20 protein-coding genes are annotated in these 24,105 nt (G+C 66.2%); 6 read left to right on the forward strand and 14 right to left on the reverse strand.

Annotated elements, in window-relative coordinates:
• Window positions 1-28: 28 nt before the first annotated feature.
• The 7 genes from QY917_RS01855 to QY917_RS01885 all read right to left on the reverse strand — a co-directional run bounded on the left by QY917_RS01855 (window position 29) and on the right by QY917_RS01885 (window position 8,622).
• Complete coding sequence (locus tag QY917_RS01855; RefSeq protein WP_011804567.1) at window positions 29-577, reverse strand: nitrous oxide reductase accessory protein NosL; 549 nt, start codon at window positions 575-577, stop codon at window positions 29-31.
• Entirely contained in the window at window positions 574-1,389 is an 816-nt protein-coding gene (locus QY917_RS01860) for an ABC transporter permease (protein ID WP_011804568.1), read from the reverse strand. The genes QY917_RS01855 and QY917_RS01860 overlap by 4 nt, the downstream gene beginning before the upstream one ends.
• Window positions 1,390-1,409: 20 nt before the next feature.
• Entirely contained in the window at window positions 1,410-2,342 is a 933-nt protein-coding gene (locus QY917_RS01865) for an ABC transporter ATP-binding protein (protein WP_123675258.1), read from the reverse strand.
• The gene (locus tag QY917_RS01870) at window positions 2,317-3,588 is read right to left on the reverse strand and encodes a nitrous oxide reductase family maturation protein NosD (RefSeq protein ID WP_011804570.1); all 1,272 of its coding nucleotides are present in this window, start codon (window positions 3,586-3,588) and stop codon (window positions 2,317-2,319) included. The genes QY917_RS01865 and QY917_RS01870 overlap by 26 nt, the downstream gene beginning before the upstream one ends.
• On the reverse strand, window positions 3,585-6,206 hold the full coding sequence (locus QY917_RS01875; RefSeq protein ID WP_123675196.1) for a NosR/NirI family protein: 2,622 nt from the start codon (window positions 6,204-6,206) through the stop codon (window positions 3,585-3,587). The genes QY917_RS01870 and QY917_RS01875 overlap by 4 nt, the downstream gene beginning before the upstream one ends.
• Before the next feature lie 101 nt (window positions 6,207-6,307).
• On the reverse strand, window positions 6,308-8,245 hold the full coding sequence (gene nosZ / locus QY917_RS01880; protein WP_047350834.1) for a TAT-dependent nitrous-oxide reductase: 1,938 nt from the start codon (window positions 8,243-8,245) through the stop codon (window positions 6,308-6,310).
• An 11-nt stretch (window positions 8,246-8,256) separates the two neighbouring features.
• A complete protein-coding gene (locus tag QY917_RS01885) occupies window positions 8,257-8,622 on the reverse strand; it encodes a hypothetical protein (RefSeq protein WP_015912763.1) in 366 nt (121 codons plus the stop codon).
• 215 nt (window positions 8,623-8,837) lie between these two features.
• On the opposite strand from QY917_RS01885, the gene QY917_RS01890 reads away from it, so the two are divergent.
• Complete coding sequence (locus tag QY917_RS01890; protein ID WP_041835930.1) at window positions 8,838-9,278, forward strand: cytochrome c5 family protein; 441 nt, start codon at window positions 8,838-8,840, stop codon at window positions 9,276-9,278.
• An 18-nt stretch (window positions 9,279-9,296) separates the two neighbouring features.
• Window positions 9,297-10,385, forward strand: coding sequence for an FAD:protein FMN transferase (locus tag QY917_RS01895; RefSeq protein WP_123675197.1), 1,089 nt, complete (start codon window positions 9,297-9,299; stop codon window positions 10,383-10,385).
• 106 nt (window positions 10,386-10,491) lie between these two features.
• Here the strand turns inward: QY917_RS01895 and QY917_RS01900 are convergent, their stop codons facing one another.
• Window positions 10,492-11,337, reverse strand: coding sequence for a symmetrical bis(5'-nucleosyl)-tetraphosphatase (locus QY917_RS01900; RefSeq protein ID WP_123675198.1), 846 nt, complete (start codon window positions 11,335-11,337; stop codon window positions 10,492-10,494).
• Window positions 11,338-11,676: 339 nt separating this feature from the next.
• Here QY917_RS01900 and QY917_RS01905 point away from each other — a divergent pair, with 339 nt between their 5' ends.
• From QY917_RS01905 to QY917_RS01915, 3 genes are all read left to right on the forward strand, one after another.
• Window positions 11,677-11,973 (forward strand): H-NS histone family protein, encoded by a 297-nt coding sequence (locus QY917_RS01905; protein ID WP_011804577.1) that lies wholly within the window; start codon window positions 11,677-11,679, stop codon window positions 11,971-11,973.
• Window positions 11,974-12,363: 390 nt separating this feature from the next.
• On the forward strand, window positions 12,364-15,282 hold the full coding sequence (locus tag QY917_RS01910; protein WP_123675199.1) for an aconitate hydratase: 2,919 nt from the start codon (window positions 12,364-12,366) through the stop codon (window positions 15,280-15,282).
• Window positions 15,283-15,408: 126 nt separating this feature from the next.
• Window positions 15,409-16,653: an FAD-dependent monooxygenase gene (locus QY917_RS01915; protein WP_123675200.1), complete on the forward strand. Its 1,245-nt coding sequence runs from the start codon at window positions 15,409-15,411 to the stop codon at window positions 16,651-16,653.
• 87 nt (window positions 16,654-16,740) lie between these two features.
• Here QY917_RS01915 and QY917_RS01920 read toward each other — a convergent pair whose 3' ends face one another.
• From QY917_RS01920 to QY917_RS01935, 4 genes are read right to left on the reverse strand one after another with little or no spacing between them, the layout of a single operon-like run.
• On the reverse strand, window positions 16,741-18,003 hold the full coding sequence (locus tag QY917_RS01920; protein ID WP_123675201.1) for an MFS transporter: 1,263 nt from the start codon (window positions 18,001-18,003) through the stop codon (window positions 16,741-16,743).
• A gap of 60 nt (window positions 18,004-18,063) precedes the next feature.
• Window positions 18,064-18,894, reverse strand: coding sequence for a LytTR family DNA-binding domain-containing protein (locus QY917_RS01925; protein WP_123675202.1), 831 nt, complete (start codon window positions 18,892-18,894; stop codon window positions 18,064-18,066).
• The gene (locus QY917_RS01930; RefSeq protein ID WP_123675203.1) at window positions 18,854-19,960 is read right to left on the reverse strand and encodes a sensor histidine kinase; all 1,107 of its coding nucleotides are present in this window, start codon (window positions 19,958-19,960) and stop codon (window positions 18,854-18,856) included. The genes QY917_RS01925 and QY917_RS01930 overlap by 41 nt, the downstream gene beginning before the upstream one ends.
• A gap of 43 nt (window positions 19,961-20,003) precedes the next feature.
• Complete coding sequence (locus QY917_RS01935) at window positions 20,004-20,324, reverse strand: 2TM domain-containing protein (protein WP_015912771.1); 321 nt, start codon at window positions 20,322-20,324, stop codon at window positions 20,004-20,006.
• 231 nt (window positions 20,325-20,555) lie between these two features.
• Here QY917_RS01935 and QY917_RS01940 point away from each other — a divergent pair, with 231 nt between their 5' ends.
• Window positions 20,556-21,380, forward strand: coding sequence for an undecaprenyl-diphosphate phosphatase (locus tag QY917_RS01940; protein WP_123675204.1), 825 nt, complete (start codon window positions 20,556-20,558; stop codon window positions 21,378-21,380).
• A gap of 5 nt (window positions 21,381-21,385) precedes the next feature.
• Here QY917_RS01940 and QY917_RS01945 read toward each other — a convergent pair whose 3' ends face one another.
• Together QY917_RS01945 and QY917_RS01950 are read right to left on the reverse strand one after the other, a co-directional pair.
• Window positions 21,386-23,176 (reverse strand): diguanylate cyclase, encoded by a 1,791-nt coding sequence (locus QY917_RS01945; RefSeq protein ID WP_123675205.1) that lies wholly within the window; start codon window positions 23,174-23,176, stop codon window positions 21,386-21,388.
• Between the two features lie 108 nt (window positions 23,177-23,284).
• Window positions 23,285-24,100 (reverse strand): alpha/beta fold hydrolase, encoded by an 816-nt coding sequence (locus QY917_RS01950; protein WP_123675259.1) that lies wholly within the window; start codon window positions 24,098-24,100, stop codon window positions 23,285-23,287.
• Window positions 24,101-24,105: the final 5 nt, after the last annotated feature.

The following is a 24,105-nucleotide window of genomic DNA, read 5'->3' on the forward strand; positions in this document are numbered from 1 at the left end:
GGTGGATGCAGACATGGTGCAAGGGCTGTTACATGCGGGTGTCGTGCAGCGCACCGCCGCTCAGGTCCACCATGTCGAGCTTGATGTCCGCAAAGCGCAGCACCTTGCCGCCATGTTCGCCGGCGAATTTGGCCGCATCGGCCTCCTGCGCGAAGCTGGCGATGGTGGGGCCCATGGAGCCATGCCGCTTGCTGCCCAGCACGTAGACGGCGGTCTTGGCGTCGATCCAGTGGCCTTTGGGTTCGTTCCAGTCGGCCTTGCCCATGTCCTGCACGTACACGGCGCGCACTGCACGCACTTGTTCTCCGGCGAGCAGGGTGTTGAACAGTTCGATGGTGTCGCAGAAGAAGGACGGCTTTTCCTGGCCCGCGTAGTGGATCTGCGCCTTGGGGCCGGGGTAGTCTGCAAGCAGCATGCCGTCGAGCTCGCAACTTGTGGAACGGTCGATCTCCACGGGCGCAAGGGACTGCTGTTCGGCTGCCTTGTCGCCGCAGCCAGCCAGCAGGCTGCTGGTGGCCAGCGCCGTGAAGGCGGCCATGCCCAGTGCACGGCGACGGGTGATGCAGGAACAGGTCATGGCTTGAATCTCCAGTTGGCGATGGCGAGCGGCAGGGCGATCCACGCCAGCATCACGCCACCCATGATTGCGGGGCTACCCAGCGACGAGGGAACGACGCTGGCGAGCCCGTAGAGCGTGCGCACGTCTTCGAGCGAGAACACGTTGAGGATACGGAACACGTCGGCCGGGTTCAGCAGCAGCAGCCAGGCGAACGCATCGCCCGCGAACTGCCCGCCCGTGGCCACCAGCAGGCCCAGCAGCAGCAAATCGAACACCAGCACGAAGAAGAACCAGGTAGCGATGGCCAGGCCCGAGGCGCGCGTGCGGTCGCGAGCCAGCACCGATAGCATCACTGCCAGGCTCAGGAATGCGAGGCCCAGCAATACCGAGCTGATCATGAAGCCGCCGTAGTGGAACAGGGCATTGGCGCTCATGTGGCGCCACAGCAGCACCGCCACCAGCCCGAAGCCCGCCAGGGTGGAGAGCGCCAGCGCAGCCGCCAAGCCCAGGTATTTGCCCAGCAGCAATTCCAGCCGGGTGATGGGCAGGGCCAGCAGCAGATCAAGCGAGCCGCGCTCGCGCTCGCCCACGATGGCATCGAACCCCAGCAACAGCGCAATCAGCGGGATGAGGTAGATGACCAGGCTGACGAGGCTGGCGATGGTGAACTCGATGGAGCGAAAGCCCACCGTGCCCTGCTGCGCGCCGCCGAAGTAGGCGATGACGAGTGAGAACACGGTGAAGACGAGGGCCACCGCAAGCACCCAGCGATTGCGCATGCGATCGCGGAATTCTTTGGCGGCGATGGTGAAGATCTGGGTCAGTTCCATGGGGCGTCGTGGGCAGGGTGTCAGTCGGCGAAGCCGAAGAACACGTCTTCGAGCGAGGGCTCCAGCAGCTTGAGGTCGCGCACGCGCGCACCCAGTGGCGCGAGGGCGGCCAGCACGGCCATCTTCTGCTCGCGCGGGCAGTGCAGGCGCAAGCCTTCGGGCGTGTGCTCGGGGACGATGCCCGTCGCTTGTTCCAGCGCCTGTGCGGCGGCGGGCCGGTCGGCGGGTGCGATGTCCAGTTCGAACGACAGCGGCATGCGGGTTTGCTCGCGCAGCTGCTGCACGCTGCCCAGCGCCTGGATGCGGCCGGCCGAGAGAATGGCGAGCCGGTCCACGCGTTCTTGCAGTTCGGCGAGGATGTGCGAGGTGATGACCATGGTCACGCCCTCGGCCTGCAGGCCCCGCAGCGTGGTGTAGAAGTCGCGGATCGCCTGCGGGTCCAGGCCGTTGGTGGGCTCGTCCAGGAACAACACGCGCGGGCTGCCCAGCAATGCCTGCGCGAAGCCCAGGCGCTGGCGCATGCCCTTGGAATACTCGCGCACCGGGCGCTTGCCGGCGTGTGCCAGGCCCACGCGCTCCAGAATGTCCGCGCACTGCGCCAGCGGGGCGGATTTCAGCCGCGCGAAAAAGCGCAGCGTCTCCAATCCGTCCAGGTTGTCGTAGAGCACCACGTTCTCGGGCAGGTAGCCCAGTTGGCGGCGGGCGGCGCGGAACCCCCGCCCACCCACCTGGGCGCCTGCGATCAAAAGCGTGCCCTGCGTGGGCTTCACCAGGCCCAGCATCATCTTGAACAGCGTGCTCTTGCCTGCGCCGTTGTGCCCGATCAGGCCGAAGATCTCGCCCTTGGGGATGTCCAGGTCCACGCCGTCCACGGCGTGCAGCGCGCCGTAGTGCTTGCTGACGCCGCGCAGCGAGATGGCCACGTTGTCACTGGCCGGGGAAATGCTTGCCACGCCATTCACTCCATTGTTGATTGCTGGGCTGCATGCGCGGCTTCGGGTCCACGACCGATGGCACGCGCAGCACAGGGAACTGCCGGCCCACCAGGCGCAGGGCCTGCACGGCCGGGCTGGCCAGCAGCAGCTTGACGCTAGGGTGGCGCCAGGTCAGGCGGTCCACCATGTCGTTGGCCTCGTAGGGCACATCGCCGACACCGTCGCCATCGCGGTCCCAGCCCAGGTAGTTGCTCCAGTGGTTGCCGCTCTTGGCGCCCCAGCGCTCGTCGCGCGCACCCACGTAGCGTACCTGCTCGCGGTTGGAGATGAAGTCGTTGCCTTCGACTTCGTTGTTCTTCGAGCCCGCGGCCAGGTGCACGCCGACGGTGTTGTCCACCACCAGGTTGTTGTTGAGCTTGATGTACTCCACGTCGTAGATGAAGAAGCCCCGGCTGTTGCCGGCCACGACGTTGCCTTCGATCACCGAATCCTGCAGCGTGCGCAGCATGATGCCGTGGTCGGAGTTGCCCCAGGCGCGGTTGTTGCGCACGGTCTGCTCGCGCACTTCCATCAGGGCCAAGCCGCCACGGTTGTAGTAGGTGTCGTTGTCCTCCCACAGGTTGTAGTAGGAGTTCATGTAGTGCGTGCCATAGCGGCTGTGATGCAGCTGATTGCCCTTGAACAGCGCATGGTGCGAGACGTCCACGTAGAGCGCGTCGCGCACGAAACTGATGTTGTTGTTCAGGATCTTTGCGCCTTTGGTGTTGTACAGCTGCACGCCGTTGCCACGCTGCGGGGAGGAGTATTCACGCTTGCCGGTGATGACGTTGTGCTCGATGAGCACGTCATTGGCCTTCTCGATCCACAGGCCGAACAGGTTGTAGGTGAGGTCGCAGCGGCGTACGACGGCACGGTGGGCGCCCGGGTAGAGGTAGATGCCGGCGTTCTGATCCTTGAGGTCGTCACCCGAGTCGCGCACGATCAGGCCCTCGATCACCACGTCCGGTGCGGTGACGCGGATGGTGTCGCCCTGGTTGCCGCCGCTGATGGTGGGGCGGTCCACGCCGCGCAACGTGAGGGGCTTGTCGATCACCAGATTGGCGCGGTACGTGCCCCGCGCAATCTCCAGCACATCGCCTGCCTTGGCTTTGCGCACGGCGGCGGTCAGATCGTCGCCCGCTCGCACATGGAGGGTGGCTGCCTGGCAGGCCCCGGCGAGGGTCATCGCCAAGGCCAGCATTAAGTGGGTGACACCGCCCTTCATGGGGTGAACAGTCCCAGTGCCTGCAGCACCAGGAACAGCGCAGCACCGATCATCAGGTTCTTGAATCCTACGTAGCTCATCATGTCCATTACACCTGCAACGCGGTAATTGTCGCGCCACCACGGGCCGTCCTTGACGTAACGGCGGCCCGACAGCCGAATCAACACTTCGTACACGCTCCAGCCGAACCACCAGCCGATGATGGCGCCCGACGAGAGGTGGCCCATCGCTGCCATGATCCAGGCGATGGTGGCCGCCACCGCCAGCGACAGCCCGGCGATCTGCAGCGCGCGCTGGCTGCGCCAGCCTTCGGCGCTCCAGGGCCAGAGATGGTCGCGCAGTTCTAGCAACAGCCAGCTCATGAAGCCTACGTTGCGCTTGTGCGCGGGCAGCGTGGGTTCGGTGGGCATGCGCGGATCGGGGCCTTGGGCGGCCTTGGCCGATATCTGGTCCTGCACGGTGGCGGGGTAGATGGGGATGAAGTAGCCATTCTTGCCGATGGGCGTCATCTCCAAGCCGTCCTTCTCGCGGCGCTTGCGCTCCTTGGCCAGAGGCGGGCAGCCCTTGGTGTCGGTGTACAGGATCATGCAATCCAGGCAATGCAGGCATTCCCGGTGGTCGATGCGCCCGTCGGCGTCGATGGCCTGTGCTCCGCAACCCACCGCGCAGGCCTTGCAGCTGTTGCAGTCCTGCTTGCGCTTCAACCCGAACCAGCGGAAGGTGCTGGGCATGGCCAGCGAGGCGCCCAGCGGGCAGATGTACTTGCAGTAGGGGCGCTCGATGAAGATCGACACGCCGAGGATGGCGGCGACGAACAGGCCATAGGGCCATGCCCGGTTCATCACGCCGACCAGGAACGTGGTCTTGAAGGGTTCGACCTCGGCCAGCTTCTCGGCCAGACCCATGGAGAACATCGACACCGCCAGCAGGACGAAGAAGACGGCGTATTTGATCCACTTGAGCCGGTCATGCCACTTTTGCGGCAGCTGTGTCTGGAAGCGTTTCAGCCCGAGGGCCTTGGCGATCTTGAAGATCGCCTCCTGCAGCGAGCCGAACGGACACATCCAGCCGCAGAACAGCCCGCGCCCGAACAGGAAGGCGGTCACGATGATGAAGATCCAGAACAGGAAGATGAACGGATCGGACAGGAACAGCGACCAGGTCCACTGGAACAGGACGGAGTGGAACCAGGTCAGCACCTGGGTGATGGACGGCTGGGCCATGTAGCCAAAGCCGATCCAGAAGATGCTGATGGCCCAGAAGGTGTACTTGAAGCCATTGACCGGCCACTTGTTCTTGTGCGTGGACAGGCGGGTGAGCCTTTCGCGGAAGGCGTACACCACGGTGACTGCGATCAGCAGCAGGGCGAACAGGCTGATGGGCAGGGCCTGCGATTTCCAGATGCGTACCCAGGGGGCATCGGGTTCTTGCACCTTGGGGCGGCCACCTTCGAGCAGATCTGCCGGCAACCAGTACTTGGACTCGAAGACGGCAAAGCTGCGATGGCCTGTGGCCCGATCGACCCGGTTGCCCAGGAAGGCGAATTTCCACGGATAGGCCGCAGAAAAGGCCTGCGAGCGGATGATGAAGATGGACGACTCGGTGTAGCGGGGTGCGCCGGCGGCCTCCAGGCCGTACAGATTAAGGGAGTCCAGGTCGCGGAAGGTGAAGGAGTCGGCACCTTGCTTGACCTGCACACGGTCAAAAATGCCGCCGCGGACGAAACCTGATCCCTTGAAGGACTCCTGCCCGCCGGTCTTGATGACGAACATGGCGCTCTCGCCTTCCTTGAGGCGTGAACGCAGGCTTTCGAAGCTGTTCTTGCCCAGCAGGCTGCGGCCTACGTCGGGCTGGTTCAGGTCACCGAACCACATTTCGATGAAGGGCTCGGGGCCGCGCGGCAGGCCCACCTGTTCGGGCTTGACCAGCAATTGCTGCACCGCGCCCATCTTGACGAGTTGGGCCCAATCGTAGGTTTGTCCGGTGGTGACAAAGCGAGGCTGCTCGCGCACCGTGGGAGCAATGATGCCGGTCTGGCGTGCCACGGCCGAGCCCGAGGCCATGACCACCTGGTTCTGAGCCACCACGGTGACGGTGGCGCCGGAGATGGCGTCGACGCCGATGACGTTCTCATCGGGGCGGGAAGGGCCGACTTCGATGGTGTCGGTGACCGACTTGCCGATGTACTGGTTGTTGAAATTGATGAGTGCCGACTCGGGGATGCCCAGCAGCAGGATGGGCTCGGAGTGCTTGAGCACCTTCATGCCGACGAAGCGGCCCTGCGTGTCCATACCGATGAGCGTGACCACCGGCTTGCCCGAGTAGGCGGGCGTGTCGGTGATGTCGGTCGACAGCATGACGTAGCCCAGAAGCTTCTTCTGGGCCGAGTCGTTGTCATACGCCTCGACATAGGGCGGCTGGCCCTTGCGCGGCGAAAAATGCGTAGCGCCCGGAAATACTTCGGTGCACGGCAGCAGCGCGCACATGTCGGGCGTGGTGGCCAGGTTCGCAGGCAGTTCCGCCTCGTAGGCACCTGCGTGCGCCCGCGGCACCCAAAGCGGGGCGGCGAGGATCAGAGCAAGACAGAAAGCGGCTAACCGTGAACCTAGGGAAAACATTGCACTATCCAACTAATAGCAGGCGCCGCTTGCTGCGTCTGCGAAAGAAGCCAATTTGATTTGCAACCCTCCCAGGCCAGGCCCAGGAGGGTTGCGCATCATCAGGCTTCGACGATCATGCGCGTGCGCATTTCCAGGTGCAGCGCATGGCAGAACGTGGAGCAGTAAGCCCAGAACACACCGGGCTTGTCGGCGATGAAGGTCACCGACTTCGTCTCCAACGGGTTGATCACGAACTGGATGTTGTACTTGGGCACCGCGAAGCCGTGCGTCAAATCTTCGATCTTGTCGAGGTTCGTGAGGATCAGTGTGACTTCATCGCCCTTCTTGACGGTGAATTCACGCAGGCTGAAGGCAGGGGCCTGCGACGTGAGCTTCACCGTGACCTTCTTGCCGTTGCGGAAGACGCCGGATTCCTTGGCGTCCTTGACGGCCAGCGGGAACTCGTCCAGGTCGTAGACCTGCTTGGGCTTCACGATGTCACGCTTGAAGATGATGAAGTCGTGGGGCTCGCCGCGCACTGGGTGGTCGGCCAGCAGCACCATCTTGTCGCCCGAGATGTCGATCAACTGCTCGTTCTCGGGGTGGAAGGGGCCCACCGGCAGGAAACGGTCCTTGGAGAACTTGCAACCCACGGCGAGGAACTTGCCGTCAGCGGCCACGGTTTCCGAGTGCGTGGCATTGATGTGCCCAGGCTGGTAGTGCACGTCCAGGCGGTCCACGACGTAGGTGGCGTTCTTGTCACCCTTGTGGAAGGCGATGGCCTTGTCGATGTTCCACTTGACGATCTGGCTGTCCAGGAACAGCGTGGTGTAGGCGTTGCCGCGGCCGTCGAAGGCGGTGTGCAGCGGGCCCAGGCCGATTTCCACCTCGGCGACGATGGCGTCGTCGAGCTTCTCGCTCTTGCCGTCGAACCAGTCCAGCACCTTGGCCAGTTCGATCACGGTGGCCGTGGGCGACAGCTTGCCGGCGCAGATGAAGTACTTCTGGTCGGGGCTGGCGTTCACGCCGTGCGGGTTCTTGGGAACGCTCACATAGGCGGTGAGAGCGGTCTTGGCATCCTTGTTGGCTTCGCGGGTGCCGTCCACCACGGGCACCTTGGACGTGCCGTAGGTCTTGAACTTGCCGGCCTTCACGGCTTCTTCGATGCGGGCAATGTTGAAGAACAGGCAGGCGTCGCGCTCGGCCGACATCATGTCTTCGTAGTGCACACCGTTCTCGGTGTTGTACTGGTTGGTCGCTGCCAGCTTGCCGTCGAACGACGTGGCCGTCAGGTCGCAGTTGCCGTCGATCAGGACCTGCCAGCGCACTTCCATGGTCTCGGCATCCACGCAGGTGAACATCGAGCGGTACTTCTCGGTGGCGTTCACATCCTTGCCGTCGTTGGGCAGGGGAATGCCGAATTCAGCGCCGCAGAACACGCGCGTGGTGTAGTTGATGTTGGGATCGACCGGATCGCGCTTGTCGGGGAAGATGCCGTGGAAGCCCTGCACGTTGGGCAGCTCGGTGATCTTGTCGCAGATGAAGTAGTCCAGGCGGATGCGGGCGATGCGGCTGTTGATCTTGTCGTTGACCCAGGCGTAACGACCGTCGTAGTTGCCGTCCTTGTACGAGCCGTGCAAGTGGTGGGTGTCCGCCACGGTGTAGCGCAGGCTGCCGTCGGGCTTGGTGCCCATCACGGCCTTGGATTCATTGGTGATGCCCCAGCCCACGAGGGCGTCAGGCACGAAGCAGGGAATGCGCAGGAGTTCACGACCAGAGGGCAGGCCCAGCACGCGAACGTCGCCGTTGTGGCCGCCGCTCCAAAGACCGTAGTAGGTATCGAGCTCACCGGGCTTGAGGTGCACGTTGGCGCCGGCGTGGGCGGCAGCGGGGGCGGGTGCCGGCGCAGGGGTGCCGGATGCTGCAGGGGCGGCTGCGGGCTTGTCGTTGCACGCGGCAACGCCCACGGTCAGTCCTGCCAAAGCAGCGGTATTGATGAACCGGCGGCGTCCCATGCCGACGGTTTCAGGGTTCAGGCTCTCTCTCTTGTCGCTCATGATGTCCTCTTTCAGGTAGTGCAAGCGGAAAATGGGGGCGCGCGCGCAGGTGGTGGCGCGGCCGTGGGGGCAACGGCCACCACACGAGGCGGTGGCAGGGGTACGGAATGGGTGATGGGCCAGCCCGGCACGGTCAGTACGGCGGGTTGCGGCGGTTCCATGCTGGGCAGGCACAGCGAGCAGTCCATGCCCAGGGTGTCGAGCACGGCATTGCTACCGGCATGGTGAACCACCAAGGTGGCGCCGCTGGCACTGGAACAGACCAGTTCCATGGTGCGCGGCTGAATGAGGGGGGAGGCCAGTGCCGCCCCAAAACCAAGGACGAACCACGCCACTGCCCACCAGCGTAGGAGGTTCAGGGAGCGGAGTTTATCCATGGCGGAAGTATGGGCTCTAACGGCGCGTGTTGGAAGCCACCTCTGTGGTGACAGTGCCTAAATGTTCACTTTGAATGTTTCTTTCGATGTTGATTTACATCAAATGAATGATTCTGGAAACTACCAAACTGACGACCCATTGAAGGGCAGGCTCGTTGCATGGGGCGCAGGCTAAGATGCCCTTTTGGTTTTGGACGTCAACAAGAAAGGCTTTCATGAAAAAGACATCTCTCACGATGGCGCTGGCCGCCGCAACCCTGCTGCTCGCCGCCTGTGGCAAAAACGACGCTCCGGCGCCCGCGCCTGCTCCTGCACCCGCTGCGCAAGCACCGGCTCCCGCGCCTACCCCTGCTCCCGCGCCAGCCGCTCAAGCACCTGCCGCCGCCCCCGCGACGGCGGAGAACACCGTCGGTAAGAGCGTGTACGGCAAAACCTGCGCTATGTGCCATGCGGCCGGCGTTGCAGGGGCTCCCAAGCCTGGCGATAAGGCCGATTGGGCGCCGCGTATTGCCCAGGGCAAGGACACGCTCTACAAGCACGCCATCGAAGGCTTCACCGGCAGCAAGGGCATGATGCCCGCGCGCGGCGGCGCGGCTTCGCTGAGCGATGACGAAGTGAAGGCCGCCGTGGATTTCATGGCTGACCAGTCGATGTAAGGACCGGAGGGGCTCGCGATGAACTCAGATCGGTGCATGCCGGCGGTAGGCAACCGGTGGACGCGGCGGCGCTTCGCCCTTGCGCTGCCGCTGCTGGGCGCGCTGGCGTACCTCGACCCGCGCCAGGCTTTGGCTGGCATGGTGGAGGGCGCGCAGCCCCTGATGCGCGCGAGCCGTACCCTCATGGGCACACGCGTGGACATCGCGGCTGCCGTTGGCAATGGCCGCGATGCCGGCGCTGTGCAGCAGGCGATGCTGCACGCGTTCGCGGAAATGGAGCGCCTGGAGGCGCTTATGAGCCGTTACCGGGAGGGCAGCGACGTGGCGCGGCTCGGCGCGGCCGCCGGCCGGCATGCCGTGCACGTGGCCCCGGAAGTGATGCAGGTGCTGCGCACGGCGCGTCGCCTGCACCAAGAAAGTGCTGGCGCCTTTGATCCCACCGTCGGTGCACTGCGGGGCTGGCATTTTGAGCCAGGCCACGAAGCCGCGCCGGCACCTGAGGAGATCGCTCAGGCGCTGCGTTTGGTGAACGCGCGCCACCTCGTGCTGGACGAGCGCGCAGGAACGGCCTACCTTGCGCGGCCGGGCATGGGGTTGGATCTGGGCGGCGTGGCGAAGCTACCTATTTTGCAGGCGGGCTTGCAAGTGTTGGAGCGCGCTGGCGTCACGGATGCGCTGGTCAACGGCGGTGGCGATGTCCTGGTCATGGGCCGGCAGCACGACCGTCCCTGGCGTGTGGGCGTGCGCAATCCCTCCGCTCCGGCGCAGCTGCTGGGCGTACTGGAGCTGCAAGGGCGCGGCGTGGTGGCATCGTCCGGCGACTACGAGCGGGGCTTCCTGCGTGCAGGACGCCGCCTGCACCATGTGCTCAACCCCCGCACGGGTTGGCCCACGGAAGGTGTGCCTGGCGTGGCGCTCATGGCCGAGCGTATCGAAGACGTCAACGGCTGGGGCACGGCGCTGATGGTCCAGGGACCTGCGGCAGCACCTGCATGGCATGCGGGCCACGCACATGTCGAAGCCCTCGTGGCGAGCGCTGATGGCACGCGCTGGAGTTCCCCTGGAATGCTCGCCGCGCTGCGACCAGTGCCGGCGCGCGCAGGATGAAAACGCTTTCTTCGCGGGCCAGCGGCGCCGCGAAGAAGGCTTTTGGCGATTTGCGGCTCAACTGACGGAACAGCAAGCGCTCCAAGCTATATTGTTGATAGCGTGCCTAGGCACCGGGCATTTGCGCCTGCGGGCATTCCACGTGGTAGCGCTCGCGGTCGGCCAGTGTCGTGCCGAAACGCACCGCGCTCAGACAGCCGCCCCACACGCACCCGGTGTCCAGCCCGAGGACGTCCGCCCGATCCAGCCAGCCCAACGTGGACCAGTGGCCAAAGGCGATCAGTGTGTTCAGCGTGCGACGTCCGGGTGCGTCAAACCACGGCACCAGCCCTGGAGGCGCCTCGGAGGCGCTTTCGGTGCTCTCGAAATCCATACGGCCCTCGGGTGAGCAAAAGCGCATGCGCGTGAGCGCATTCACGATCACGCGCAGGCGGTCCGTTCCCTGAAGTTCCGGGCTCCACAGGTCGGGAGAATTCCCGTACATCTGTTGCAGAAAACCGGCGAACTCCTGGCTTTGCAGGACGGCTTCGACTTCGCCGGCATATGCCAACGTCTCCTCTGCCGTCCATTGTGGCAACACGCCGGCATGCACCATCAGCAGGTCGCCGCCGCCATGGTGCACACGCCGCGCCAGCGGCTGGTGCCTCAGCCATTCGAGCATCTCGTCCCGATCCGGTGCCAGCAGGATGCCTTGCAGCGTGTCGCGCCGCGACGGTCGGCGCGTGCCGTAGGCGGCAGCGAGCAGGTGCAAATCATGGTTGCCCAGTAGGGGCCGCACGCTGTCTCCGAGGGTGATACATCGGCGCAGCACTGCGGTGGAGTCCGGGCCGCGGTTCACCAGATCACCCAGCACGTACAACGTGTCCCGGCTGGGAGAGAATCCAATGGTGGCGAGCAGGCGTTCAAAGGCGTTGTCGCAACCCTGGATGTCGCCCACACAATATAGAGCCATATTCTTAGAACAGAGTCAGGAGAAGCGGCGATTGTGCTCGCCAACTGGGTGGAATCGGTGGTTATTTGAAGGGCTATGCGACGCTGGCAAAGTGCTGCGCAAACCAGAAGCGTTAGTAACTAGTTGAATCAAATCACCATTTTGGTGCAAGCAATGATACGGATGCATTTGTGCACCTGCGCGAGAAAAGGTTCCTTGAGGGTGTCCATGAGAGGTAGTGATCTGGGCTGGGGTTGTTCGTTGCTTTTTTATGCGGCCAATTGCCATGAACTTGTAACGGGATTGGGTTTAGGACTTTATAATCCGCGTGCCCATTAATCCTTAACGCTCCATACCTCCATGACCGTCAGCTACAAAGAACTGTTGAAACAGCGTGAAGCCCTTGAGCAGCAAATCACCGAGGCGCGACGCCGTGAATTGACGGCTGCTATCTCGCAGGTGCGTGAACTGGTGGCGGAATATGGCCTGACGCAGCAGGATGTGTTCCCTGCAGGCCGCACGGGCCGCGTTTCTGCAACCAGTGGAACCAAGGTCGCGCCCAAATACCGCGACCCCGCCACGGGCCAGACCTGGACGGGCCGCGGCAAGGCGCCGAAATGGATTCAAAACGAAGACCGCGAGAAGTTCGCTATTTGAACACCACGTGGCGGCGCGGCTCGGCGCAATTCTCCGGGCTGACCTAACCGCTGTTTTGCGTGTGATTTGAAGAACCCGCTGGGGCGTGGCCTTGGCGGGTTTTGTCGCTTATGAGGGGCGCAGTATTCGTGGCGCGGTGCGCGGCAATATGGTGGGCGCGTCAAAGGCCCCCGCTGATGTCAGACACTCGGTAAAGTGGCCCACGCACCGATTAACGGATACGGTGCAGGAGCGCTGTACCGGTGCTTTCTGGCCGCGCCGCGACCGCAGAACGCGTATTCATTTAAATCCGATTGCCCCCAGCGTGGGGTAAAGGTATTTCGCGATGCGTTGGCTCTGCAGTGTGGCGCTGCCAAAATGGGCTCTGTCGTTACCCACAGGAGTTCTTGTATGGCAGCCTCCCGCAACCCCGGTCACGCTTTTGCTTCCACGCTCGCGACGTTTGCCACGGCGGCGGGAAAGAGCGGCAAGTTCTATTCGCTGCCTGCGCTGGCGCGCCAGTTTCCGGGGGTGAACCGGCTGCCGGTGTCCCTGCGCATCGTGCTGGAATCCGTACTGCGCAATTGCGATGGCCGCCGCATCACTGCAGAGCATGTGGAGCAGTTGGCTCGCTGGGCGCCCAATGCGCCGCGCAAGGACGAGATTCCGTTTGTGGTGTCGCGCGTCGTGTTGCAGGATTTCACGGGCGTGCCGCTGCTGGCCGATTTGGCCGCGATGCGCAGCGTGGCCCAGCGCCTGGGCCACAACCCCCGCAAGATCGAACCGCTGGTGCCTGTGGACCTGGTAGTGGACCACTCCATCATGGTGGACTACTACGGCACGAAGAAGGCCCTCGACCTGAACATGAAGCTGGAATTCCAGCGCAACCGCGAGCGCTATGAGTTCATGAAGTGGGGCATGCAGGCCTTCAGCACTTTTGGTGTGGTGCCTCCGGGCTTTGGCATCGTGCACCAGGTGAACCTGGAATACCTCGCACGCGGCGTGCACAAGGGCAACGACGGCGTGTACTACCCCGACACGCTGGTGGGCACCGACAGCCACACCACCATGATCAACGGCATTGGCGTCGTGGGCTGGGGCGTGGGCGGCATCGAGGCCGAGGCCGCCATGCTGGGCCAGCCGGTGTACTTCCTCACACCCGACGTGGTGGGCTTCGAACTCTCGGGCCAACTGCGCGAGGGTGTCACCGCCACCGACCTCGTGCTCACCGTGACCGAGATCCTGCGCCGCGAGAAGGTGGTGGGCAAGTTCGTGGAATTCTTTGGAGAAGGCACGCGGACCCTGGCGCTGCCCGACCGCGCCACCATCGGCAACATGGCACCGGAATATGGGGCCACCATGGGTTTCTTCCCGGTGGACGAGAAGACCATCGACTACTTCCGCGGCACGGGGCGCACCAAGGCGGAGATCGATGCGTTTGAAGCGTACTTTCGCGCACAAGGCCTGTTCGGTGTGCCGCGCGCGGGGGAGATCGACTACTCGCAGGTGGTGCGTCTGGATCTGGGGGATGTCACCCCCAGCCTGGCCGGCCCCAAGCGCCCGCAGGACCGCATCGAACTGGGCAACGTGTGCCGCCAGTTTGCCGAGTTGTTCAGCAAGCCGGTGGCCGAGTCGGGTTTCAACCAGCCCGCTGAGCTGCTGCACACGCGCCACCATATCCACCGGCGCATGGCGCCCGTGACCGAGGGGGCCCCCAGCGAAAAACCCGCACCCGAAGGGGCGCCGCGCTTCCTGGTCGAGATGGAGCAGAACAAGCCGCGCCTGGAGGTGCAGCACGAAGACGCGGCGATCCATTTGCCCGCCAAGGGGGCGGACCCGACCATCGGCAACGGCGACGTGCTGATCGCGGCGATCACCAGCTGTACCAACACCTCCAACCCCAGCGTACTGCTGGCTGCGGGCCTGCTGGCCAAGAAAGCGGTGGAGGCAGGGTTGCGGGTCGCGCCGCATATCAAGACCTCGCTGGCGCCGGGCTCGCGCATCGTGACCGAATACCTCACGCAGACCGGGCTGCTGCCCTATCTGGAAAAGCTGGGCTTTGCCCTGGCGGGCTATGGCTGCACGACCTGCATCGGCAATGCGGGCGATCTGGCGCCCGAGCTCAACGAGGTCATCACCAGCAATGACCTGGTGTGTGCCGCGGTGTTGTCGGGCAACCGCAATTTCGAGGCGCGCATCCACCCCAACCTCAAAGCCAACTTCCTGGCCAGCCCGCCGCTGGTGGTGGCCTATGCGATCGCGGGCACGGTGCTCAAGGACCTCATGACCGAACCGGTCGGCAAGGGCAAGGGCGGGCGCGACGTGTACCTGGGCGACATCTGGCCCACCAGCGACGAGATCCATGCGCTCATGAAGTACGCCATGAACGGCAAGGCCTTCAAGGAGAACTACGCCAAGGTCAAGACCGACCCCGGAGCCCTGTGGAACAAGATCCGCGGGGTGGACGGAGACGTCTATGTGTGGCCCGGCAGCACCTATATCGCGGAGCCGCCATTCTTCGCGGATTTTGCTCTCGATTCAGTAGCTGCCAGCGCTGATAAACAGGGCGTTACGGGCCAAAAAACCTCTGAATCCGTGATGGGTGCCCGCATCATGGCGCTGTTCGGCGACTCCATCACCACGGACCACATCTCTCCCGCAGGCTCCATCAAGGAAACCTCTCCCGCCGGCCAGTGGCTGCTGCAGCACGGGGTGGCCAAGCCCGACTTCAACAGCTATGGCGCGCGCCGCGGCAACCACGACGTGATGATGCGCGGCACCTTTGCCAACGTGCGCATCAAGAACCTCATGATCCCGCCGCTGGCCGACGGCTCGCGCGAGGAGGGGGGCGTCACCCTCTTTCAGGGCGAGGGACCGATGCAGGGCCAGAAGATGTTCATCTTCGACGCCGCGATGCACTACATCGCCAACAAGACGCCCACGGTGATCTTCGCGGGGGAGGAATACGGCACCGGCTCCAGCCGGGACTGGGCGGCCAAGGGCACCCAGTTGCTGGGCATCAAGGCGGTGGTGGCGCGCAGCTTCGAGCGCATCCACCGCTCCAACCTCGTGGGCATGGGGGTGCTGCCGCTGCAGCTGCGCGACAACGACTCGTGGCAGAGCCTGGGCCTGCAAGGCGACGAGGTGATCGACGTGATTCCAGACCCCGCGCTCACACCGCAAAGCGAGGCGCGCTTGGTCATCCGCCGTGCGGATGGTTCCTGCCAGGAAGTGGCCGTCACCCTGCGCATCGATACACCCATCGAGGTGGACTATTACCGTGCGGGCGGCATCCTGCCGTATGTACTGCGGCAGTTGCTGAGTGCGTGATTCCATCTCTTAGGACGCGATGCTGCGGCCCCAGGCGGTGCGATCTGGTCTGCGCGCCGTGGGATTGCGCCATGCCTGGTGCGCCGCTGATAGCAGGGTGGCTGCCGGTGGGCGGACAATCGGTCCATGCAGAAACAAGTCTTGATCGCAGGCGGTGGCATCGGAGGATTGGCTGCCGCCCTGGGTAGCTCGCGTGCCGGGTGGGAAGTGCGCCTCTTCGAGCGTGCCGCGGAGTTCACCGAGGTGGGCGCCGGCGTGCAGATCGGGCCGAACGTGGTGCGCCGGCTGCAGGCCTGGGGCCTGCAGGGGGCGCTGCAGGCCGTGGCCGCCTTCCCCGAGCGTCTGCAGGTGCGCAGTGCGCTCACCGGCGCTGAGTTGGCGGCGCTGCGCCTGGGTAACACCGCCATCGAGCGCTACGGCGCCGCCTACGCCACCATCCACCGTGCGGACCTGCACGGCCTGCTGCTCGATGCATTGCGCGAGCGCACTGGTGTGCACCTGAACCTGGGCCATTCCATCGTGCACCATGCGCAAGACGGTGGCGTGGTCACCGTGCGCGTAGCGCGCCCCGGCCCGGGAAGCGACAGCGAGGGCGGTGCGCAAGATCTGCTGATCGAAGGCGATGCGCTCATCGGCGCCGACGGCCTGCGCAGCGGCACGCGCATGCGTTTGCTGGGTGAGACGCCCACGCGAGTCTCCGGTCACCTCGCCTACCGCGCCGTGGTGCGCCAGGACGCGCTACCCCAGGCGCTGCGCAGCCAGCAGGTGACCGCCTGGCTGGGGCCGCGTCTGCACGTGGTGCAGTACCCGCTGCGCCGTGGCGAATTGCTGAACGTGGTGGCCATCCGCCACGGGCAGCCGCCGGCCGACCTCGATTCCTGGGACCATGGCGCCAACGCGGCCGATCTGGAGGCCGCGCTGGCCCGCACCTGCACGCCGCTGCAGGACTTGATTCGCGCCGTGCCGCAGGCGGGCAGCGGCTGGCGCCTGTGGCCGCTGCTGGACCGCCCGCCCGTCGCCGGCCCGCAAGAGATGGCGCAGGGCTTGGTGGCTTTGCTGGGCGACGCGGCACACCCCATGCGGCCCTACCTGGCGCAAGGCGCCGGCATGGCCATCGAGGACGCGGCCGAGCTGCAGCGCGCCCTGGCCATGCACGACCTGGAAGTGCCGCTGCGCCTGCGCCGTTACGCGCTCAACCGCTGGCAGCGCAACGCGCGCGTGCAGGAGCGCTCGCGGCGCAACGGGCGCATCTTCCATGCCACGGGCCTCGTGCGCTGGGGGCGCGACACGGCGTTGCGGCTGCTGGGAGAGCGGCTGCTGGACGTGCCCTGGCTCTACCGGGGCGACGGCTCCAGCGCCAGCTCGCTGTGAAAGTGCGCTGGGGCAGTTGGCATGTGACGCTATTTAATTGATAGCTATTTGCGCTTATCCTGTAAGAGATAACGGCAGATTTGACTGCTATCTTTCACCCTGCGGCGGATGCGGCAGCAGCCGAAACGCCAGCGCCGCCAACGCGAGCAGCACGGCGATGCTGGCCATCACTGCCAGGTAAGGGTCCGTCCCCCCGCGCTTGGCAAGGGACGCCACCAGCCCCGTGAGCCACTGCATGGCCGCCACACCCAGGAACATGGCCATGGTGAACACCGCCATGGCCCGCCCGGTGAGCGCCGCCGGGTAGGCCGCGCGCACGTCTGCGTACTGCAGCACGATGAAGCCTGACAGCAGCCCCACGGCCAGCATGCAGGCCACGTCCAGCAGGGCGGAGTGCGGCAGCACCATGGCCGCGAACAGGACCGCCATGGCCAGGGTGCAGGTCACGATCCAGCGGCGGCGCCGGGCGGGGCCGGGGTCGATGCGGCCGAACAGCATCGGCCCGCACAGCGCCACCACCGACAGGGCCAGCGCCACGTTGCCGCTTTGCACCAGCGAGAAACCGTGGCGCTCGATCAGCATGGGCCCCAGCCACAGGCCGCGCAGGGAGATGAGCGCCGCATAGGTCACCGCGCCCAGCACCACGATGCCCCAGGTGTGCGGCACGGTGAACAGCGCGGCGAAGCGCAGCACCGCCTCGCGCACGGACTCGCGCGGGGCCTCCTGCTGCGCATGTGCGGCCGCAGGCTCATGCACGCTGCGCCAGATCCACAGCCAAGCCGCCAGCGCCAGCGCCGCCAGCACCACGAAGCCCGCGCGCCAGGACCACTGCTGCACCAGCCAGGCCAGAGGCGTGCCAGTGAACAGCATGCCCAGCGTACCCAGCGCCATCGCCATGCCCGACATCGCCGCGAAGCGCTGCGGCGCGAAATGCCGTGCAATGAACACCGTGCACACCAGGAAGGCCGGCGCGCAGCCCACGCCGATCAGCGCCTGGCCCAGCAGCAGCGCGCCGTAGCCCGGCGCCAGCGCCGACAGCAGCGCCCCCGCGATACACAGCGGAAACGCCGCCAGGATCGTGCGGCGCACGCCATACAGGTCGATGCCGATGCCCATGAAAAGCTGCATGGCGCCAAAGGCGAAATGGAAGGTGCCCGCGAACACCCCCAGCGCTTGCGGCGACAGCCCGAAGTCCGCCTGCAGCGGCGCGGCCATGATGGCGGCCACGGTGCGAAAGGCCGAGCTCAATGCGAAGCCCGAGGTCAGCGCCACCAGCATCAGCAGGGCGGCGCGCGGCGCCATGGCGATGGGGGCGGGTGGAAGCGGCGCGGCGGAGGGGGCGTTGGGCATGGGGCCCGAGGCTACACCGGACGCGGCGCGCGTGCAGGCGCCGTGCGCACCGGCCCGCGCTTACATGGCCTTGAACAGCGGCGCATACAGCCGGCTCACCGCCAGCCGCTCAGGCCTGCCCCGCAGCTGCAGATGCATCCGGCCCGCTTCGTCGCGTATGGCGCTGGCGATGGCGGCGGCACGTACCAGCGTGCCCCGGTGCACCTGCCAGAAGTCGGCCGGATCTAGCTGCCCGGCCAGTTCCTTGAGTGGCGTGCGGATCAGGTATTCACGCTCGGCGGTGAGCACACGCACGTACTTGTCGGCCGCCTCGAAGTACACGACCTCCTGCACAGGCACGAGGTGGATCTGCGTGCCGCTGCTGGCCTGGATCATGCGCAGCGGCGCGCCGCCGCCCGCTGGGGGCTGCACCGATCCGCCCAGCCCTGGGGCCTGCGCCAAAGCGCGCAACTGGGTCAGCGCTTGCTCCAGCGCCGGCAGCGCGCCAGGGGCGCCGCGCTGTGCCAGCAGTTGCTGCAGCCGCTGCACCGTCTGGCGCAGCCGCGCGGGCTGCACGGGTTTGAGCAGGTAGTCCACCGCCTGGGCTTCAAAGGCCTGTACGGCGTATTGGTCGTAGGCGGTGACGAAGACCAGCGCGGGAAAGGCTGCGGTATCGGGCCAGGCATCGGCCAGCTCTGCCGCCGCCTCCAGGCCGCTCTGGCCGGGCATGCGGATGTCCAGCAGCAGTACGTCGGGGCGCAGTGCCAGCGCCTCACGCACGGCGCTCAGGCCGTCGCCCACGCTCGCAGCGATCTCCAGCGCGGGCCAGGCCTGCTGCAGCTCGTGGCGCAGGGCCGCGGCCAGCAGCGGCTCATCCTCGGCAATCAGGGCTCGGGGGAATGTCGAGTGCATGGTGCTTCAAGGGAAAAGTGATGATGCAGGCCGTGCCCTGGGCGCTAGCAGCTATCAATTCGAGAGTGCCAGCGTCGCCGTACAGGGTGGCGAGCCGCTCGCGCACCTGCTGCAGGCCAAAGCGCGCGGTGGTCGTGCCCGCGGTGCCCGTGGGTGGTGTGTCGCGCAGGCCCGCGCCGGTGTCACGCACGGCCAGCTGCACGCGCGCCGCCGGGGTGCCGCCCTGCAGCAGCGCGGCCTGTACGTGGATGTGCCCACCCTGCATCTGTGGCTCCAGGCCGTGGCGGATGGCGTTCTCCACCAGCGGCTGCAGCAGCAGGGGCGGGACGGGCACGTTGCGCAAAGCCTCGGGCAGTTCCAGGGTGTAGTCCAGGCGCGGGCCCATGCGTACGGCCATGAGGGCCAGGTAGTCCTGCAGCCGCGCGAACTCGTCGGCCAATGGGTGCAGCGCGGCGCGCGATGCGCCCAGGGTGGCGCGCAGGTAGGCGATGAAGTGGTCCAGCATCTCCTGGGCGCGCGGCGGATCCGTGGCCACCAGCACGCGCAGGTTGGCCAGGGTGTTGAACATCATGTGCGGCTCCAGCTGCGTTTCCAGCAGCTTCAGGCGTGCCTCGGCCGCGTCACGCTGCACCTGGGCCACGCGCGCCTGCAGAAAGCGCGCCTTGCCCCGGCTGTGGAAGAAAAACGAGATGGATGCGCTGGCCGCGATGGTGACGACCAGGGTGGACACGGCCTCGTGCCCGCGCAGCCAGGCCAGGTCGCCCAGTGCGCCGCCGTTGTACAGGTGTCCCACCACCGAGCCGGAGACAAAGCCCATGGCCGTGCCCGCAAAGATGAGTACCGCTCCCCATGGCCGCCGCGGCCACGGAATGGCGCTGTGGCGTGTGAGCGCCATGCGCCCCAGGTCCACCGTGAACCAGCTCACCAGGCCGATGGTGAGCGAATACACCAGGTTCGCATCCCAGGGCGTGGATCTCGCCAGTGTGACGCCCAGCGCCACCAGGCAGCAGAACGCCGCCGTGGTCAGCAGCCGGCAGAGGAAGGCGATGGGGTGGTTGACGCTCATGGAACAGGCGGGGTACGAGCCATTGTGCTGCAGGGCCGGCCCGTCATTGCGGTGCCGAGTCGTTGTGGCCGCTGCGCTCGCGTGCCAGCGCCGCCCGCTCGCGTGCGACAAGCGCTTCGCGCCAGTGGGCTCCGGGCAGGGCCAGCCACACGACCGCCCCATGCAGCAGCAGGCCCAGACCCCAACCGAGAGCGGGGTAGGGCGTCCAAGTCCGCCCCTGCATCAGCGCCAGGCCCGCCAGCGCCAGCTGAACGGTGAGGTAGACGCCCGCGTGCAACAGCCAGCCCAGCTTGGCACCCGCGCGCCGCCGGGCCAGGCGGTCGAGGGTATCCGGGTGGTTCGGGGAATGAAGAGAGTGATGCATGGCGCGTCTCCAGACGGGGTACTGCACCCCGTTGCCGTACTGTGCAAGGAGAGGGGCCCACCAAACAGTGCATTGCGACGAACGGCAGCCGCGTGGCGCGGGCGGTTGCCTGGCGGGCGCGAGCGGAGCCGTTCTGGCGTATGGCCCGGCAGGACACAGGGCGTGACACCCGTGTCACGCCGCACGGGGCTGATAATCCGCGCTTTGCTTTTTCGCTGTCAGGACGCTTGCGTGGACACTCTCTTGCTGCTCAAGGCCGCCATCATGGGCGTGGTCGAAGGGCTGACCGAATTCCTCCCCATCTCTTCCACCGGCCACCTGATCCTGGCCGGGTCGCTGCTCGGGTTTGACGATGCCAAGGCCAAGGTCTTCGACATCGCCATCCAGACCGGCGCCATTTTCGCGGTCATTCTGGTCTATTGGCAGCGCATCCGCGCGACGCTGGTGGCGCTGCCCACCGAGCGGCAGGCGCGTCGTTTCGCCTTGAACGTGCTGATCGGCTTTCTCCCGGCCGTGCTGCTGGGCCTGTTGCTGGGCAAGGCCATCAAGGCGCATCTGTTCACGCCGGTGGTGGTGGCCAGCACCTTCATCCTGGGCGGCTTCGTCATCCTCTGGGCCGAGCGGCGCCAGCAGGCCGCCGTGCGCATCCATGCCGTGGACGACATGACGCCGCTGGACGCGCTGAAGGTCGGCCTGGTGCAGTGCCTGGCCATGGTGCCCGGCACCAGCCGCAGCGGTGCCACCATCATCGGCGGCATGCTGCTGGGGCTGTCGCGCAAGGCGGCCACCGACTATTCGTTCTTTCTCGCCATCCCCACGCTGATCGGCGCAGGCGTCTACAGCCTCTACAAGGAGCGCGCGCTGCTGTCGGCGGCCGACATTCCGCTGTTTGCCGTGGGACTGGTGTTTTCGTTCATCAGCGCCTGGCTGTGCGTGCGCTGGCTGCTGCGCTACATCAGCTCGCACAGCTTCGTGCCGTTCGCCTGGTATCGCATCGCGTTTGGCCTGGTGGTGCTGGCCACGGCATGGAGCGGCCTGGTGACCTGGGCCGAATAGCCGCGTCAGGACGACGCCAGCGCCAGGTCCCCCTTGTTGCGGCGCACGCAGAACTTGCCCCGCTGCTTGCCGCTGTACATGGCGGCATCCGCCAGACGGATGAGGGTGCCGGCGTCGCAGGCGTCGTCGGGCGCGAGTGCGTAGCCGATCGTCAACCCCACGCGGATCTCGACGCCCTGCACGTAAAACGGCGTCAGGAAGGATTCCAGCAGTGCGATCCCGAGATCGTGCGCCTGCATCACGCTGGGCAGCTGCTGGGCCATGACGACGAATTCGTCCCCGCCCAGCCGTGCGATCAGGTCGGCGTGGCGCAAATGGGCGCGCAGCCGCTGCGCCACGGCCACCAGCAGCCGGTCGCCCACGGCGTGCCCATGCTGATCGTTGACGGGTTTGAAGCCGTCCAGGTCCAGCATAAACACGGCCAGCAGCCGGTCGGCTTGCGCATGGGGCAGCGCGGCGCCCAGGGCTGCGTCCAGGCCGCGCCGGTTGGGCAGGCCGGTGAGGGGGTCGGTGCGGGCCAGCGACATGAGCGCATCGCGCTCCCGGCTGGCGTCTTGCACTGCGTCACGCAGGCGTGCGTGGCGCAGGCCCAGCATGCGCATGAACAGCAGCATGTTGACCACGGCTGCGATCTGGAAGAGGTGCATGGGCCAGAACCGGCCGGGGAGCTCCCCATGCACCAGCAGAGCGAGCGCGACGGCGGTGCCGATATACGCCAGCCATGCGAGCAGCAGTGTGTGCCTCACGGGGTCGTTCTCGTGCATGCGCCGCGCGGCCACGGGCAGGCTGACCAACGCCGGCAGCGGCCCCAGAAGTGCCAGCGTGGCGAGGGTCGCGGGCGTGTTCAAAACGTTTGACAGAAACGCGGCGCAGAGCAGGACGGACAGCGCGGCTCCTCCCTGCATGGTGCGCAGAAATCGACCGGGCCGGTTGTCGCGCGCCAGCGAGTGCCCCATGAACAGGAAGGCGCCGATCACCGCAATGAAGACGAACAGCGGGCCGGCATGCTGCTGCATCCAGGGGTGGTGCCCCCAGATGAGCAGGCTGCCGATGCCAAAGAAATGGATGGAAAACCCCGCGCTGCCCAGCACCAGCAGCGCGTAGTAGGCGAACACCTTTTCCCGTAGCGCGACGGCCTGCAGCAGACCGTAGATGAACAGGCACAGCGCCAGGCCCAAGAACAGGCCCTGCAGCATCTGCTCGCGCAGCATGGGCGCAGCCATGTCGCGCCAGGTGCCGATGTGCAGCGGAACAATCATTCCGCCCAGCGTGCGCACGCGCACCAGCAGCTCGTAAGTGCGTTCGTGCTCCAGCGCCAGAACCACCGCGGGGGTGCGCCAATCCAGCGCGTGGGGGCTGGGCTGCTGCAGGTTGCCCAGGGCGTGATGCTGCAGCACCTCGCCGTCCGCCACCAGATAGACGTCGAGTTCGTTCAGCAGCGGGAAGTCCACATTGATGACCCAGGGCCCTGCGCGCGCCTGGGGGACCAGTGTCGCCTTCAGCCACACGGCATCCGGGCGCACGCCCAGTGAACCGCCGCGCGTCACAGGTGCCGCGAACGCCGTGGGCGTGGCCAGCATCTCCTGCACCGTGCGTGCCAGCGTGGGGTCAGAGCGCATGCACAGGTGGGCCCACAGATCCACGGGGCCCCTGCCCGGCTCCAGCACCGTGGCTCTGCAGGCCTGCGCCGGGCCGGGGTGCAGCGCGCCGAGCAGGCACAGCATTCCGCCCAGCACCGCGCGCAGCCGCGCGCCGCCAGGCAAGATTCCGCACCAGAGCAACAGCAAGAGCCGCATCGCACCCTCCGCAGGAGGTTCAAATGTATCACCGCGTAACGACTGCGGTGTGAGCGGATAGAGGGCAAGTCGCCGCGGGCTGCCGCGGGCTGTTGCGGACTGCGCGTGTCAGGAATCCGCGATGTGGGCCAGGTTCAGCAGCGCGGCTTCGATCGCCGCGGCCGTGGCGCGGGGCTGCTCCATGGGAAAGAGGTGACTGCCGTCCAGCATCGTCACGCGGCCCTGGGTGATGCGCTGGGTCATCGCCATGCCCACCTGGCGCATCTCGGCGGAATCGCGCCCGCCGATGAAGGCGGCCGGGCAGCGCAGCGGATGCGCGTGCAGCAGCCGGGCCAGGTTGTGGGGCAGGGTGTTGTAGATCTGGGTTTCCACCGCGCGGTCAAAGGCCAGCACGCGCTTGCCGTCCTGGTCCTGCAGGCCGTGCGCCACGTAGTCCCGCAGCACGCGCGGGTCCCAGTGGGCGAAGGCCTTCTTGCGGCGAAAGTGCTCCAGCGCCTCCTCGTTGCTGGACCAGCTGTTGCGCCGCGCGCGGCTCACGCGCCCGGGCGAGACGGCGCCCACCACCTGCGTCTGCTTGGCGACCCCCAGGGCACTGGCGCGCCAGCCGCCGATGAGGGGCGAGTCGATCAGCACCACGCCCCGTGCCAGCTCGGGGTGGCGCGCGGCAGCCATCACGCTCAGGAAGCCCCCGAGCGAATGGCCCACCAGAAAGGCCTGTTCGCCGCTGCGTTGCTGCTGCTCGGCGGCAAAGTCCGCCAGGTGCTGCACCAGGTGGGGCCAGTTGTTGCTGACAGGGTATTTCTCGTCATGGCCATAGCGTTCGATGGCGCTGACGCGAAAGCCGCGCTCGCGCAGTTCATCGAACAGCACGCGGTAGGTGCCGGCGGGGAAACTGTTGGCGTGGGAGAAAACGATGCAGGCCATGGAAC

The organism is Diaphorobacter sp. C33 (assembly GCF_030503915.1).
Taxonomy (GTDB): domain Bacteria; phylum Pseudomonadota; class Gammaproteobacteria; order Burkholderiales; family Burkholderiaceae_C; genus Diaphorobacter; species Diaphorobacter nitroreducens.

Excerpts from the sequence above, each read along its gene's own strand:
- QY917_RS01855 (WP_011804567.1), bottom strand. The coding sequence starts at position 577 with ATGACCTGTTCCTGCATCACCCGTCGCCGTGCACTGGGCATGGCCGCC.
- QY917_RS01860 (WP_011804568.1), bottom strand. The coding sequence starts at position 1,389 with ATGGAACTGACCCAGATCTTCACCATCGCCGCCAAAGAATTCCGCGAT.
- QY917_RS01870 (WP_011804570.1), bottom strand. The coding sequence starts at position 3,588 with ATGAAGGGCGGTGTCACCCACTTAATGCTGGCCTTGGCGATGACCCTC.
- QY917_RS01875 (WP_123675196.1), bottom strand. The coding sequence starts at position 6,206 with ATGTTTTCCCTAGGTTCACGGTTAGCCGCTTTCTGTCTTGCTCTGATC.
- nosZ (WP_047350834.1), bottom strand. The coding sequence starts at position 8,245 with ATGAGCGACAAGAGAGAGAGCCTGAACCCTGAAACCGTCGGCATGGGA.
- QY917_RS01885 (WP_015912763.1), bottom strand. The coding sequence starts at position 8,622 with ATGGATAAACTCCGCTCCCTGAACCTCCTACGCTGGTGGGCAGTGGCG.
- QY917_RS01890 (WP_041835930.1), top strand. The coding sequence starts at position 8,838 with ATGAAAAAGACATCTCTCACGATGGCGCTGGCCGCCGCAACCCTGCTG.
- QY917_RS01895 (WP_123675197.1), top strand. The coding sequence starts at position 9,297 with ATGAACTCAGATCGGTGCATGCCGGCGGTAGGCAACCGGTGGACGCGG.
- QY917_RS01900 (WP_123675198.1), bottom strand. The coding sequence starts at position 11,337 with ATGGCTCTATATTGTGTGGGCGACATCCAGGGTTGCGACAACGCCTTT.
- QY917_RS01905 (WP_011804577.1), top strand. The coding sequence starts at position 11,677 with ATGACCGTCAGCTACAAAGAACTGTTGAAACAGCGTGAAGCCCTTGAG.
- QY917_RS01910 (WP_123675199.1), top strand. The coding sequence starts at position 12,364 with ATGGCAGCCTCCCGCAACCCCGGTCACGCTTTTGCTTCCACGCTCGCG.
- QY917_RS01915 (WP_123675200.1), top strand. The coding sequence starts at position 15,409 with ATGCAGAAACAAGTCTTGATCGCAGGCGGTGGCATCGGAGGATTGGCT.
- QY917_RS01920 (WP_123675201.1), bottom strand. The coding sequence starts at position 18,003 with ATGCCCAACGCCCCCTCCGCCGCGCCGCTTCCACCCGCCCCCATCGCC.
- QY917_RS01925 (WP_123675202.1), bottom strand. The coding sequence starts at position 18,894 with ATGCACTCGACATTCCCCCGAGCCCTGATTGCCGAGGATGAGCCGCTG.
- QY917_RS01930 (WP_123675203.1), bottom strand. The coding sequence starts at position 19,960 with ATGAGCGTCAACCACCCCATCGCCTTCCTCTGCCGGCTGCTGACCACG.
- QY917_RS01935 (WP_015912771.1), bottom strand. The coding sequence starts at position 20,324 with ATGCATCACTCTCTTCATTCCCCGAACCACCCGGATACCCTCGACCGC.
- QY917_RS01945 (WP_123675205.1), bottom strand. The coding sequence starts at position 23,176 with ATGCGGCTCTTGCTGTTGCTCTGGTGCGGAATCTTGCCTGGCGGCGCG.
- QY917_RS01950 (WP_123675259.1), bottom strand. The coding sequence starts at position 24,100 with ATGGCCTGCATCGTTTTCTCCCACGCCAACAGTTTCCCCGCCGGCACC.